A 13,410-nucleotide genomic window follows, 5' to 3' on the forward strand; every position below is an offset into this window, starting at 1 on the left:
GTCGTCCGCAGGAGACTTGCGACCGCGATCCCGAAGCGAGCGTTCACCACCGGCGGCGTTGCCGGAGCAATCGTCTCTTCATGATGCGTCGGGGCCTGGTTCTTTTCATTGCAGTCGCGGCCACGCTGGTGGGCTGGCGCCTCCTCGACAGCCGTGTGACGGCGGCGAACGTCGACGGTCCGCTCCACGGCGTCACCTATGCGCCCTGGGCCAAGGACCAGGATCCGCTCGAAGGCAAGGCGAGCGGTATCTGGAGCTTCCTGCGGACCGCCGTGAACGAGGCGCCCGCGCCGCAGATCAAGCCGCGCAACGACCAGATCGAGCGCGACTTCGCCATGCTCAGCGGCAAGGTCAACTATGTCCGTACCTACCGCACCACCGACGGCGGCGACGTGATGCCGGCGCTGGCCGCGAAGTACGGGCTGAAGCTGGTGCCCGGGGCTTGGATCTACAGTCCGAACGAAGCCAAGCTGCAGTTCGGCCGCGAGGCGAGTGAGGTCAACGCCGAGGAGACCGGCGCGCTGATCCGCATGGCCAACCAGAACCCCAATATCGAGCGCGTGCTGGTCGGCAACGAGAACATCCTGCGTTTCGACGGCGAGAAGGATCTGCGCAATCCCAACGCCACCAGCCCGGCCCAGCTCATCCGCGAGATCCGCAACGTCAAGCGCAACGTGAAGGTGCCGGTCAGCACCGCCGAGCCCTGGCACGTCTGGGAGCGCTATCCCGAGCTCGCACGCGAGGTCGACTATCTCGCCGTCCATATCCTGCCGTACTGGGACGAGCAGTCGAGTTCGACGCCGCTGGAGTACGTGAAGGAAAAGATCGGCCTCCTGCGCAAGCTCTACCCGAACAAGAACATCATCGTGACCGAGGTCGGCTGGCCGTCGAACGGCGCTGCACGGCGCAGCCCCGGCTCAGGCGTGGTGAAGTATGCGACGCCGGCCGAGCAGGCCAAGAACGTGCGTGACATGGTGGCGTGGCTGCGCTCGCAGAACATCGACACTTTCGTCGTCGAGGCCGTCGATCAGCCGTGGAAATCCTACGACCTGGAAGGCAAGGCGGGTGGCTACTGGGGCCTGTGGAATGCCGACCGGCAGCCCAAGTTCGCCTGGACCGGACCGATCGAGACTTTCCCGCAGTGGCTTTCCTGCGCGGCCTGGTCGCTGGCGGCGTCGCTGCCGCTGATGCTGCTCTTCCTGTGGCGCTGGCCGCGCCTCGGCATGGCGGGGCAGGTGGGATTCTGCGCCCTGCTGGCCCTTTCGGCGAGCGCCGTGGCCTATGGCGCGTCCGTTGCGGCCGGCACCTACATGGTCGCCTCCGAAATGATCGGTTGGGGCGTGCTGGCCTTCTTCCTGGTGGCCAGCCTCGGCATGGCGCTCGTCCAGGCGCTCGAGATGGCGGAGACGATCTGGCGCGGCCGCTGGACACGCGAGGCGCTGCCTGCGGCCGAGATGATCGCCCGCCAGCCGGCAAACCGCGAGTGGCCCAAGGTTTCGCTGCACCTGGCGATCTGCAACGAGCCGCCGGCGATGGTCATGCAGACCCTCGATTCGCTGGCCGGGCTCGACTATCCGGATTTCGAAGTCATCGTCATCGACAACAACACCAAGGACCCCGCGGTGTGGCGCCCGGTGCAGGACTACTGCGCTCAGCTCGGCGAGCGCTTCAAGTTCTTCCATTTCGACGTCATGAAGGGCTTCAAGGCCGGCGCGCTCAACTACGTGCTGAGCCAGACCGCGCCCGACGCCAAGGTGATCGGCGTCATCGACAGCGACTACATGGTGCGGCCGGACTGGCTGAAGGCGCTGGTGCCGTACTTTGACGACGCCAGGATCAGCTACGTGCAGGCGCCGCAGGACCATCGCGACTGGCGCGGCGACCGGTTCAAGGAAATGCTGAACTGGGAATATGCCGGCTTCTTCGACATCGGCATGTGCCTGCGCAACGAGTACGACGCCATCATCCAGCACGGCACGATGACCTTGGTGCGCCGCTCCTGCATGGAGGAGATGGGCGGCTGGGCGACCTGGTGCATCACCGAGGACACCGAGCTCGGCCTGCGGCTGATGGAGAAGGGCTACGGCGCGATGTACAGCCGCGAGCGCTTCGGCCACGGCCTGACGCCCGACCACTTTGCCGGCTACAAGAAACAGCGTTTCCGCTGGGCCTACGGTGCCATGCAGATCATGAAGGCGCATGCCGGCAAGATGTTCTTCGGCGATACCAAGCTGACCTTCTGGCAGAAGTATCACTTCGTCGCCGGCTGGCTGCCTTGGTTCGCAGACGCGCTGAACCTCATCTTCACCTGGGCGGGACTGGCCTGGGTGCTGGCGGTCGTCGTGCCGCCGTTGTTCGGCATGAAGCCGGTCGGCCTGCCGCCGTCTGAGTTCATCGCGCCGACCATCGGCATCTTCGTCTTCAAGCTGCTCTATTCGTTCGGCCTCTACTTCGACCGCGTGCGCTGCACCTTCCGCCAGAGCATCGGCGCCTCCCTGGCGGGCCTTGCGCTCACCTACACGGTGGGACGGGCGGTGATCTACGGGCTGGCGACCAGCCGCCTGCCGTTCATGCGTACCCCCAAGATGGACGAGCGCGCGACCCTCGGCATGGCGCTGGGCATGGCGCGCGGCGAGGCGATCCTGGCCGCGTTCCTGTGGATCGCGGCGGCCGTCCTGTGGTTCGGCAACGGTGTCGTCGACCCCGAGGCGCGCCTGTGGTCGCTGTTCATGATCGTGCAGTCGCTGCCTTATGCGGCGGCCGTCTATGTCTCCATGGTCAATGCGGTGGAGCAGATGCGGCATGCCGAGACGGCCTTCGAGCCGCCGGCATCGGCAGTCCCCGCGGCAGCACCCGCCATGCAACCCGCGCAATAGGGAGCAGCTGCTTTTTCCTGTCGACTTGGAAAGGCGTCTGTTAGCGTTTCGCCCATGCCCCCGATCGAGTCTCGTGCCGGTCTCGACTCGCGCGCCGGTACCTCTCTTTTCCTGAAGCGCTGGCTGCGCAACCCCTTCTCCATGGGTGCGGTCGTGCCGAGCGGGCGGCTGCTGGCCGAGGCGATGGCGCGGACGACCCTTGCCGAGATGACAGGGCGCGACGGCCATGTGATCGAGCTTGGTGCCGGCACGGGCGAGGTCACCAAGGGGCTGCTGGCGGCCGGCATCCCGGCCGACCGGCTGGCCCTGGTCGAGCGCGAGCCCGAACTCGCATCCTTCCTGCGCCGCCATTTCGTTGGGCCGCAGATCGTCGAGGGCGATGCCGCCCGCCTGCCGAAGATCCTGGCCGAGCAGGGGATCGGCTCGGTCTCCGCCGTCGTGTCGAGCCTGCCGCTGCTGTCCCTGCCGGCCGACGTTGTGCGGGGCATCGTCCATGGCGTGTTCGAGGCCCTGCCGCGCGGCGGTGCGCTGGTGCAGTTCACGTACGGCCCCTCGCAACCGGTGCCGCGTACCCTGACGCAAGAGTTGAGGCTGGTCGGGACGCGCGGCCCGCGCATCTGGCGCAATGTGCCGCCCGCCGTCGTCTGGACCTTCCGGAGACCCGCCGGCGCGTGAAGTCCTTTCCGCTAGACCAGGCGTTGCGCGCCGACGTCATGGCCCGTCTCGGCCGCTTCGACCTGCGCCGTCGTACCGATGCCGGCGGCCTGAAGCGCGCAGCCGTGGCCATCGTCATCGCCGAGGCCGATGAGCCGGGCGAGGCCGCTTTCCTGCTGACCAGGCGCACGCCGAAGCTGCGCGCCCATGGCGGCCAGTGGGCCCTGCCGGGCGGGCGCGTCGATCCCGGCGAAACGATCGAGCAGACCGCCTTGCGCGAGCTGCACGAGGAACTGGGCGTGCTGGCCTCGGCCGACGATATCCTGGGCACGCTCGACGACTATCCGACGCGCTCGGGCTACCTGATCGCGCCCGTTGTCGTGTGGGCCCCCGGCGTGACCCTGACTCCCAACCCTTCCGAGGTGGCGGGTGCCTATCGCATCGCCTGCAACGAACTCTTCCGCGAGGGCTCGCCCGAGGTCGTGGCGATCGAGGAATCGGACCGGCCGATCATCCGCCTGCCGCTGCCGGTCGCCACGGTGAACGCCCCGACGGCGGCCCTGCTGTTCCAGTTCCGGGAAGTGGCGCTGGCCGGTCGCGACACGCGCGTCGACCATTACGAGCAGCCGGTCTTCGCCTGGCGCTAGGTTCGACGGTTGGAAGCAGCCGGGCGCCGGCACATCATGCCAGCACTGCTTACATAAGAGACCCTTTTTTCCCACCCGTAGCGGAGCGGAGGGTTTTTCCTTTCGTTCGTTTCGTTGATTTCGTTTGTTTCGGTTACGCTCCCCTGGCGGCGCTCTGCACAGCCCGGCGCCGTTTCAGGAAGACCGTCGTCTCCTGTTCCATCACCGGCTGGTCGCGTTGATTGATCGTGACCTGGCGCAGCCGTGCGATGCCGCGGTCGGGCCTGGAGGCGGATGGCCGCAACTCGACGATGTCGGTCACAACCCGCAGCGTGTCGCCGGGGCGGACGGGACGGGGAAACTGCACTTCGCCGATGCCGGGCGAGCCCAGGCTGCAGGCCTGGAAAATGCCGAGATCGAGCCACAGGCGCAGCGTTGCGGCCATCGTGTGGAGCCCCGAGGCGATCAGCCCGCCGAAGGTCCACGTGGCGGCGAACGCGGGATCGGTGTGGAAGGGCTGCGGGTCCCACTGGCGGGCGAAGTCGACGATGGCGGATTCGGTAAGGGTCATGCTGCCGCTCAGGAAGCGATCACCGACGTTGAAATCCTCGTAGAAGCGATCGGTCAAAGGACCAGCTCCATATAGACGGTGCCGGGCACCGGACTGGGGTAGTAGGGCGCGATCTCGGTGAAGCCCATCGTGCGATAGAGCTTGATCGCGGCCTCCATTTGGGGACCGATTGTGTCGAGCCTGAGACGCCGGTGGCCGCAGGCGCGCGCTGTCTCGACGATGCGATGGGCGAGTTCGCGGCCGATGGAATTGCCGCTTTCGGTGCGCTCCCTGCGGAAGTCTGGCCTGACATACAGCCGCTTCATCTCGCCGATGCCGGGCTCCAGCTGCCGCAGCGCCACGGTGCCGGCCGACTCACCGTCGACCCGCGCCAGCAGCAGGGCGCCGCCCGGCGGACCATACTTTGCGCGGAGGTCTGCAAGTTCCGCCTCGAACCCCTGATAGTCGAGGGAGAAGCCGAGCGATCCCGAATACTCCCGGACCAGTTCCGCGATGGCGTCGTAATCCGTCGTATCGCGGGGCGGGCCGATCTGGATGGTGCCTGTCATGAGGTCATTTTCGGGAGCCTATGCTACCCTGTCACTTGAAACGAACTGGGAGGTTCCAGAAATGTATCCGACGCGTCGCCATGTCCTGGCGCTCGCTGGCGCGGCCGGCGCAGCGCTTGCCGGACCGGCCATCGCGCAATCCGCGTGGCCCAACAAGCCCGTGCGCTTCGTCGTGCCGTTTCCCCCGGGACAGGCCGCCGATATCTTTGCGCGCCTGATGGCCGAGAAACTGTCCGAGAAGTGGAAGCAGCAGGTCATCGTCGAGAACAAGGCCGGCGGGAGCGGCATCCCGGCCACCGAGTACGGGAAGATGGCGGCGCCCGACGGCTACACGCTGATGGTCGTGTCGAGCGGCACGTTCGGCGTCAATCCCAGCCTCTATCCCGACCTGCCCTACAAGCCGCTGACCGATTTCCTGCCGATCTCCAACATCTTCCTGGTGCCGCTGGTCATCGTGGCGCATCCCAGCCTGCCGGTGAACACGCTGGCCGAGTTGATCGCGCTCGCCAAGAAGGAGCCTGGCCAGCTTTCCTACGCTTCGGCTGGCCCCGGCACCTCGCAGCATCTCGCCATGGAGCTGTTCAAGCTCAAGGCCGGGGTCGACATCGTGCACATTCCTTACAAGGGCAGCGGGCCGGCGATGGCCGACCTGCTCGGGGGGCACGTCAAGCTGATGATGGACAGCACCGCGTCCGCGCTCAACGCCATCAAGGACGGCCGCATCAAGGCGATCGCCGTCACGACGTCGCGCCCCGCGCCGCCGCCGCTCGACAAGATCCCGCTGATCGCCGCGACCATACCGGGCTTCAATGCCGCCGGCTGGTCGGGCCTCGCGGCCCCGGCGCGCACGCCACTGGAGATCGTGGCCAAGGTCAGCCGGGACCTGCAGACCCTGCTGAACGACGATGCGGTGATCAAGCAGATCGAGCAGCGCGCGGCCCTGCCGGCGCCGGGGACACCCATCCAGTTCGCCGAGTTCATCAAGAACGAGATCGACACCTGGGGCGCGGTGGTCAAGGCGACGGGCACCAAGCCCGGAACCTGAGTTGGAAAAAAGAAGCCCGTCGTCTCGACCGGAGCGCCGCAGGCGCGTAGCGGAGAGACCTTCTCTCTACAAATAGGCGACCTTTGGTGGAGAGAAGGTCTCTCCACTACGCCTCGCTGCGCGAGGCTTCGGTCGAGACGACGGAGCCTCCTACAGCCCCGCGGCCCGCAGGCCGTAGATCAGGCCGACGACCAGCAGGCCGACGAAGATCGTCTCGGTGATGAGCAGCATCACCGGGGCCATGCCGATGCGCACCAGCGCCAGCAGCGACGTCTTCATCCCCAGCGCCGCGATGGCGGTGATGATCAGGAAGGCGGAGATCTGGCCGACGGCGTCGCGCACGGCGGCGGGAACGACGCCCAGCGAGTTCAGCGCGGCGAGCGCCAGGAAGCCGAACAGGAAGACCGGCGGCGTCGGCCGCGCCGAGGTCTGCGGGCCGCCGCTCCGGGCGACCCACCAGGCGATGCCGGCGATGGCGGGCAGCAGCGCCGCCACCCGCAGCAGCTTGGTGATGACCGCGTCGCTCAGCACCTGCGGGCCCATCGTCTGGCCGGCGCCCGCCACCTGCGCCACATCGTGGATCGCGCCCCCCAGGAACACGCCCATCTCGAACAGCGAGAAGCCCAGCGCCTCGCGCAGGGTGGGGTAGATCACCATCACCACGGTGCTGAGGAAGTTGACGCCCATCACGGTGAAGGCGAGGTCGCGGTCCGAATTCTCGTGCTTGGGCAGCACGGCCGACGCCGCCATTGCGGCCGCCGCGCCGCAGACGCCGGTGGCGCAGCCGGTGAGCAGGCCGAAATTCCGGTTGAGGCCGAACAGGCGCGACACCCAGGCGCCGAACACGATGGTGCAGCCGACCGCCGCCACGGCGACCACGATCGGCAGAGCACCGCCCTCGACGAGGTTGCCCAGCGTCAGCCGGGCGCCCAGCAGGGCGACGCCGATGCGGAGCAGGGTGCGGCCGGCGAATTCGAGGCCGGGCTTCAGCACGGGCCTGGCCGAGAGCGGCTGCAGCGCCATGCCGATGACCAGGGTCAGGATCAGCGGCGGCACCCACACGGCGCCGAAGCGCAGCAGGCTCCTGGTGTCGGCATAGTAGGCGACGGCGGCGATGGCGGCGCAGAGAGCGATGCCGGGGGCGGAACGGCGGAGATTGTCAGGCGCCCAGAGCCGCGCCAGTTCGACGGCAACGACGCTGTTACGCATCGAGCACGGCCACGAGCTGGCCTTCGCCGATCGCCTCACCTTCGTTGACCTTGATTTCCCTGATCACGCCCGCTTTGGGCGACAGAACCGGAATTTCCATCTTCATCGATTCGAGGATCATGATCTCGCCTTCGGCCTCGATCCGATCCCCCGCCTTGACCTGGATCTTCCAGACATTGCCGGCGATCTCCGACTTCACATTGACGACGGCCATGCCCCAAACGTCTCCCGTTCAGCTTTGTCCAGACTTTTCGGCCAGTGCGCGCGCCAGTGCAAGGGCGGAGCTTCCCACCCTCGCGCCGAGCCGGTATGCGGTTGCGTTGACGTCGGAAATCGTTCCGTCCTGCAGTGTGGAACGGCCATCTCCGATGCGGGCGGATTGCGTTGCGACTGCGATGGCGGCGATGCCTTCCTTGTCGAGTTCGGGCAGTGCCAGCACCCCGCCGCGATCGGCGCCGAAGCCGGCATCGTTGAACATCAGCAGCAGTGGCCGGAACGGTGCGGTCGCCCGGTAAGAGTTGAGCGCGCCGTGACTGCCGGTCGCGACGATCCGGCCGCCATCTTCCGGCACCAGCAGCGTGGCGGAATCGGCGCAGACGGCTCCCTCGATCATGTACCGGCTTTCGCCCTTGGCAGGCGGCATCGTGTGCGGCCACGGCGCCTGCTTCAGCAGATCGGCCGCCTCGCGGGCCGGCATGCCCGGCACCACGCCGCAGGCCGCGGCGAGCCCGTTGGCCCGGCTGATGATGCCGCGGGCGTGCAGATCGGTGCCATCGCCAATGCGGGCGCTTGCCGTCGCCACGGCCGCCATCGCCATGCCGAGCGTGTCGGCATAGGCGAGGCCGCCGACCCCGGCCTCGTCCTTGCCAATGCCGGCATCGTGGTGGATCGCCGCGCGGCAGCCGAACTTCGCGGACATGTAGGCGGCATAGACCGCGGCGTGGCTGCCGCCGATGACGACCGCCCCGTCCGCTTCGGGCGGCAGCTTGGTCACGCTATCGAATACGAGAGTGGCGACGTCTGGAGCGAGGGGCATCGCGCGACCCTAGCCGGGCGGCTATATGTCGGCCATGTCGGAGACGGTGGACAACAAGGTTTCGATCCTGGTGCTGCAGCATCCGCAGGAGCAGGACCGCGTGCTGGGTACGGCGCGCCTGCTCTGCGGCTCGCTGGCCCATGCCAGGGTCGTGGTCGGCCTGTCGTGGCGCAACCTCGCCCATGCGCTGGGCGAGCCAGCGGAACCGCGCGACTGGGGCGTGCTCTATCTCGGCTCGACGCAGGCGAAAGGGCAGGGGCCGCTGGTCGCCGTCGGCCGCAACGGCGAGCCCTTGCCCGATCAGGCGGCGGCGCGCGCCGGCCTCAAGGGCCTGATCGCGCTCGACGGCAACTGGGCACAGGCCAAGGCCCTGTGGTGGCGCAACCCTTGGCTGACCAGGCTGCGCCGCTTCGTCGTGGTGCCGGACGGTCCGTCGCTCTACGGCGACCTGCGGCGCGAGGCACGGCCCGATGCCGTCTCGACCCTGGAGGCCGTGGCGCTTTCGCTTCAGGTGCTCGAACGCGATGCTGCAGTGCGGGAGAAACTGCTCGAACCGTTTCGCGCGCTGCTGGCAAAGGCGCGGCGCGAGGGTGTGCGGGACTCCAAACGGGATCGTCGCGTCCGGCGTTAGCCGCCCCTATACTTTGCGCCATGCTCGACCAGCCGGCGGCCCAGCGTCCCGTCTCCCAGCGGACCAACCCGGAACGCTCCTTCACCGAGGAAGTGCGCGCGCTGCGGCTGGGCGAGGGCGAGGTCTTCCGCGGCGAGGGCATCCTCGCGGTCACCAAGGCGATCCTGCAATCCGGCGTCGCCTATGTCGGCGGCTATCAGGGTGCGCCGGTCTCGCACCTGGTCGATGTGCTGGTCGAAGCGCAGGACCTGCTGGATGAACTCGGTGTCCATCTCGAGACCTGCACCAACGAATCCTCGGCCGCGGCGCTGCTTGGAGCCTCGATCAACTATCCGATGCGCGGCTGCGTGACCTGGAAGTCGATCGTCGGTACCAACGTGGCGGCCGATGCGCTCTCCAATCTCGCTTCACCCGGCGTGATCGGCGGCGCGCTGATCGTGGTCGGGGAGGATTATGGCGAGGGCGCCTCGGTCATCCAGGAACGCACCCAGGCCTACGCGTTGAAGTCCTCCGTCTGGCTGATGGACCCGCGCCCGTCGCTGCCGACCATCGTGCGCTGCACGGAGAAGGCCTTCGAGCTTTCCGAGGCGACCAACACGCCGGTGATGATGGAGCTGCGCATCCGCGCCTGCCACGTCACAGGAGAGTTCGTCGCCAGGGACAACGTGCCGCCTGCCATCTCGCGCAACCGGCGCCTGGCCGAGCCCGCCGCGCACAACTACGATCGCATTTCGCACCCGCCGTCGACCTATGCGCACGAGAAGATCAAGGTCGAGGTCCGCCAGCCCGCCGCCGAACGCTTCATCATCGAGCAGGGGCTGAACGAGCACCTTCCCGGCGAGCGCTCCGATCTCGGCATCATCGTCCAGGGCGGTATCACCAACGTGCTGGTGCGCGGTCTCGACCGGTTGGACGTCGAGGGCAGGATCCCGACCCTTGTGCTGAACGTCACGCATCCGCTGGTGCCCGACCAGATCGCCGACTTCTGCAAGGGCAAGCGCGCCGTGCTGGTCGTTGAGGAGGGCGCTCCCGACTATATCGAGCAGGCGATCCACGTGATCCTGCGCAAGCGCGACATCGACACGAAGGTCTACGGCAAGGACGTGCTGCCGATGGCGGGCGAATACACCGCCGAGGTGGTGACCGAGGGCTTGCTGAAGTTCTTCGCCCAGTCGGCCAACGACATCGACCTCAGCAAGCCGCGCGAGCGCTTCGAGGCCGCGCGTGCGGGGCGTGCCGAGGCTCAACGCCTTCTGGGCGGGCCGCTGCCGCTGCGGCCGCCGGGCTTCTGCACCGGCTGTCCCGAGCGGCCGGTCTTCTCCGCCATCAAGCTGCTCGAACGCGAGGTCGGCAAGGTCCACATTTCGAGCGACATCGGCTGCCATTCGTTCGCGACGCTGGCGCCGTTCAATCTCGGTAATTCGATCCTGGGTTTCGGCATGTCGCTGGCCGCGGCCGGCGCGGTCGCGCCGGTGATGCAGAAGCGCACGATCTCGGTGATGGGCGACGGCGGCTTCTGGCACAACGGCCTGCTGAGCGGCGTCGCCTCGTCGATGTTCAACCGCGGCGACCGCGTGCTGGTCATCATGCAGAACGGCTACACCTCGGCCACCGGGGCGCAGTTCATTCCTAACACGTCGGGCAACCGTCGCGACGGCGAGACGACGTCGGACATTGCCGCCACCCTGAAGGCGATGGGCGTCGGCTGGCTGCGCACCATCCGCACCTACAATGTCGGTACCATGCTCAAGACTTTGCGCGAGGCGATGAGCACCGACGACAAGGGCCTCAAGGTCATCGTCGCCGACGGCGAATGCCAGCTCGCCCGCCAGCGCCGCATCCGCCCGCAGATCGCCGCCCAGCTGAAGCGCGGCGAGCGGGTCGTGCGCACGCGCTACGGCGTCGACGACGAGGTCTGCACCGGCGACCATTCCTGCATCCGGCTGTCGGGCTGCCCGTCGCTGGTGGTGAAGCCCAGCCCCGATCCGCTGCGCAGCGACCCGGTGGCGAGCGTCAACAATGGCTGCGTCGGCTGCGGCCTGTGCGGCGAGGTGGCCGATGCCGCCGTGCTCTGCCCGTCCTTCTACAAGGCCGACATCGTCCAGAACGAGACTTGGTGGGATCGCCTGAAGTGGAAGGTCCGGTCGAAGGTGATCGGAGCGATGGCATGTTGAGCGCTGGGGGCGCGCCACTCCAGTGGCGCGTCATGCATTGTCGAAATAAGAAGATCGCGCCACTGGAGTGGCGCGCCCCCAGCCCATGAAGCCCATCACGATCCTGATCGGCGCGCTGGGCGGCGATGGCGGCGGCGTGTTGTGCGACTGGATCGTCTCGGCGGCGCAGAGCCGCGGGCTCCCCGTGCAGGCGACGCAGATCCCGGGCGTCGCGCAGCGCACCGGCGCCACGACCTACTATGTCGAGGTGATGCCGGCCGGCGCCGCGCCGTCATCGGTGCTGGCGCTCAATCCGGCGATGGGCGAGGTCGACGTCGCGCTGGCGACCGAGCTGCTGGAAGCCGGTCGCATGATCTTCAACGGCTTCGTGACGCCGGATCGCACGACGCTCATCGCCTCGACCCATCGCGTGCTGGCGATCGGCGAGCGCATGGCGATGGGGGACGGCAGCTTCGACGTCGGCAAGCTGCTGCGCGCCGTGAAGGAGCGCAGTCGCGAGCAGATTCTGTTCGACATGGACCAGGCCGCCGAGGAATCCGGCGGCGTGATCAACGCGGTGCTGCTGGGCGCACTGGCCGGCTCCGGCAAGCTGCCGATTCCCGACAGTGACTTCGAAACGGCGATCCGCCATGCCGGAAAGTCGGTCGACACCAATCTCGCGGCCTTCGCCTTTGGCCGCGGCCATGCGCGCGGCGAACTGGAGCAGGCGGTGCGCGAGCATCGCAAGCGGCAGAGCGCGGCGCAGGGTGTCGAGGACCTGATCGAGCGGGCGCGACGGAGTTACCCGGCCGCCAGTCTCGATGTCGTGGAGGAGGGCATCCGCCGCCTCACGGCCTATCAGGACCGGCGCTACGCCGCGCTCTACCTCGACCGGCTCGAGACGATCGACGCGGTGGGCTCGGCCGAGCTACTGCGCGAGGTGGCGCGCCATCTCGCCGTGCGCATGTCGTTCGAGGACCTGATCCGCGTGGCCCAGGCCAAGACCTCGGCCGAGCGTCTGACGCGCGTGCGGGCCGAGGTTCGCGCCAAGGCGCACGAGCCGCTGGAGATCACCGAGCATTTCAAGCCGGGTATCGAGGAGATCGCCGCGATCCTGCCGCCATCGCTGGCGCGGCGCCTGCTGGCCTGGGGCGAGCGGACCGGCCGTCTCGGCACGACCTACTTCTCGATGCATGTGCGCACGACGACCATCCTGGGTTTCGCGCGGCTGCGCCTCGTGGCCGGCCTGCGCTGGTGGCGGCCGCGCACCTTTCGCTATGTCGAGGAGCAGGCCGAGATCGAGCGCTGGCTGGGCCAGATCCACGCCGCCGCGCCGCTCGGCATCGATCTCGCGCGGGAGATCGCGGAGTCGGCGCGCCTGATCAAGGGCTATGGCGACACCCACAAACGCGGCCTCGGCAACTACCGCCGCATTGCCGACGCGGTGATCGCGCCGGCCCTGGCGGGGCGCCTGACCCCGCGGGCGGCGGCCGATGCCGTGGCCAATGCCCGGGTCGCGGCGCTGTCCGATCCCGAGGGCGAATCGCTCTCGAAGACACTGGCCGCCATCGCTGCCGCCACGCCGCCGCTGCGGCAGGCGGCCGAATGATCGACGTTTCGGCGCTGGCACGGCGGGACACCTTCGCGAGGACCCTCGGCGTCGATCTCGTCGAGGCCTCGCTCGGCCGGGCCGTGACGCGCGTCGCGATCGAGGAGCGCCATCTGAACTTCAACGGCGTCGGCCATGGCGGCCTCACCTTCACCCTGGCCGACGCGGCCTTCGGCTATGCCTGTAATTCGCAGGGCGTCGTCTCGGGCAGCATCGATGCGCATATCGTCTACAGCGTGGCCGTGCGGCTGGGCGACGTGCTAACGGCCACCGCGGTCGAGATCTCTCGCTCCAGCAAGGCCTCGACCTACCGCATCGACGTCGTGCGCGGTGACGGCAAGCTCGTCGCCGCCATGACCGGCACCGCGCTGATCAGCGGCAAGCCGGTGGTCGTCTGATCAAGGGAGCGCGCCACTCCAGTGGCGCTCATGCCTTGCTTATCGATGAAGAGC

General features: G+C 68.0%; 13 protein-coding genes. 8 read left to right on the forward strand and 5 right to left on the reverse strand.

Features of this window, described 5'->3' with window-relative positions; genetic code table 11:
* The first annotated feature begins 80 nt into the window (after nucleotides 1–80).
* From EPO41_RS19705 to EPO41_RS19715, 3 genes are read left to right on the forward strand one after another with little or no spacing between them, the layout of a single operon-like run.
* Entirely contained in the window at nucleotides 81–2,876 is a 2,796-nt protein-coding gene (locus EPO41_RS19705; RefSeq protein ID WP_296328538.1) for a glycosyltransferase, read from the forward strand.
* Between the two features lie 54 nt (nucleotides 2,877–2,930).
* Nucleotides 2,931–3,551 carry a phospholipid methyltransferase gene (locus tag EPO41_RS19710; protein WP_296328540.1) on the forward strand — a complete coding sequence of 207 codons (621 nt, stop codon included), beginning with the start codon at nucleotides 2,931–2,933 and terminating at the stop codon, nucleotides 3,549–3,551.
* Entirely contained in the window at nucleotides 3,548–4,177 is a 630-nt protein-coding gene (locus EPO41_RS19715) for a CoA pyrophosphatase (RefSeq protein ID WP_296328542.1), read from the forward strand. Before EPO41_RS19710 ends, EPO41_RS19715 begins: the two co-directional genes overlap by 4 nt.
* Nucleotides 4,178–4,310: 133 nt before the next feature.
* Here EPO41_RS19715 and EPO41_RS19720 read toward each other — a convergent pair whose 3' ends face one another.
* Both EPO41_RS19720 and EPO41_RS19725 read right to left on the reverse strand, forming a co-directional pair.
* Nucleotides 4,311–4,784: a MaoC family dehydratase gene (locus EPO41_RS19720; RefSeq protein WP_296328544.1), complete on the reverse strand. Its 474-nt coding sequence runs from the start codon at nucleotides 4,782–4,784 to the stop codon at nucleotides 4,311–4,313.
* Nucleotides 4,781–5,275 carry a GNAT family N-acetyltransferase gene (locus EPO41_RS19725; RefSeq protein WP_296328546.1) on the reverse strand — a complete coding sequence of 165 codons (495 nt, stop codon included), beginning with the start codon at nucleotides 5,273–5,275 and terminating at the stop codon, nucleotides 4,781–4,783. Before EPO41_RS19725 ends, EPO41_RS19720 begins: the two co-directional genes overlap by 4 nt.
* 61 nt (nucleotides 5,276–5,336) lie before the next feature.
* Between EPO41_RS19725 and EPO41_RS19730 the strand changes: the two genes are divergently transcribed.
* A complete protein-coding gene (locus EPO41_RS19730; RefSeq protein WP_296328549.1) occupies nucleotides 5,337–6,320 on the forward strand; it encodes a tripartite tricarboxylate transporter substrate binding protein in 984 nt (327 codons plus the stop codon).
* 150 nt (nucleotides 6,321–6,470) lie between these two features.
* Here the strand turns inward: EPO41_RS19730 and EPO41_RS19735 are convergent, their stop codons facing one another.
* From EPO41_RS19735 to EPO41_RS19745, 3 genes are read right to left on the reverse strand one after another with little or no spacing between them, the layout of a single operon-like run.
* On the reverse strand, nucleotides 6,471–7,529 hold the full coding sequence (locus tag EPO41_RS19735) for a putative sulfate exporter family transporter (protein WP_296328552.1): 1,059 nt from the start codon (nucleotides 7,527–7,529) through the stop codon (nucleotides 6,471–6,473).
* Nucleotides 7,522–7,743 (reverse strand): biotin/lipoyl-binding carrier protein, encoded by a 222-nt coding sequence (locus tag EPO41_RS19740; RefSeq protein ID WP_296328555.1) that lies wholly within the window; start codon nucleotides 7,741–7,743, stop codon nucleotides 7,522–7,524. Before EPO41_RS19740 ends, EPO41_RS19735 begins: the two co-directional genes overlap by 8 nt.
* 18 nt (nucleotides 7,744–7,761) lie before the next feature.
* Nucleotides 7,762–8,523, reverse strand: a complete 762-nt coding sequence (locus tag EPO41_RS19745; RefSeq protein ID WP_296328558.1) for a hypothetical protein — start codon at nucleotides 8,521–8,523, stop codon at nucleotides 7,762–7,764.
* A gap of 76 nt (nucleotides 8,524–8,599) precedes the next feature.
* On the opposite strand from EPO41_RS19745, the gene EPO41_RS19750 reads away from it, so the two are divergent.
* The 4 genes from EPO41_RS19750 (at nucleotide 8,600) to EPO41_RS19765 (ending at nucleotide 13,356) form a co-directional block, all read left to right on the forward strand.
* Nucleotides 8,600–9,196 (forward strand): tRNA-uridine aminocarboxypropyltransferase, encoded by a 597-nt coding sequence (locus EPO41_RS19750; protein WP_296328560.1) that lies wholly within the window; start codon nucleotides 8,600–8,602, stop codon nucleotides 9,194–9,196.
* Nucleotides 9,197–9,216: 20 nt separating this feature from the next.
* Nucleotides 9,217–11,370, forward strand: a complete 2,154-nt coding sequence (locus tag EPO41_RS19755) for an indolepyruvate ferredoxin oxidoreductase subunit alpha (RefSeq protein WP_296328563.1) — start codon at nucleotides 9,217–9,219, stop codon at nucleotides 11,368–11,370.
* Nucleotides 11,371–11,455: 85 nt separating this feature from the next.
* On the forward strand, nucleotides 11,456–12,958 hold the full coding sequence (locus tag EPO41_RS19760; protein WP_296328565.1) for an indolepyruvate oxidoreductase subunit beta family protein: 1,503 nt from the start codon (nucleotides 11,456–11,458) through the stop codon (nucleotides 12,956–12,958).
* On the forward strand, nucleotides 12,955–13,356 hold the full coding sequence (locus EPO41_RS19765) for a hotdog fold thioesterase (RefSeq protein ID WP_296328567.1): 402 nt from the start codon (nucleotides 12,955–12,957) through the stop codon (nucleotides 13,354–13,356). Before EPO41_RS19760 ends, EPO41_RS19765 begins: the two co-directional genes overlap by 4 nt.
* Nucleotides 13,357–13,410: the final 54 nt, after the last annotated feature.

Origin of the sequence: Reyranella sp. (assembly GCF_004297265.1) — a bacterium.
In the GTDB taxonomy this organism is placed as follows: domain Bacteria; phylum Pseudomonadota; class Alphaproteobacteria; order Reyranellales; family Reyranellaceae; genus Reyranella.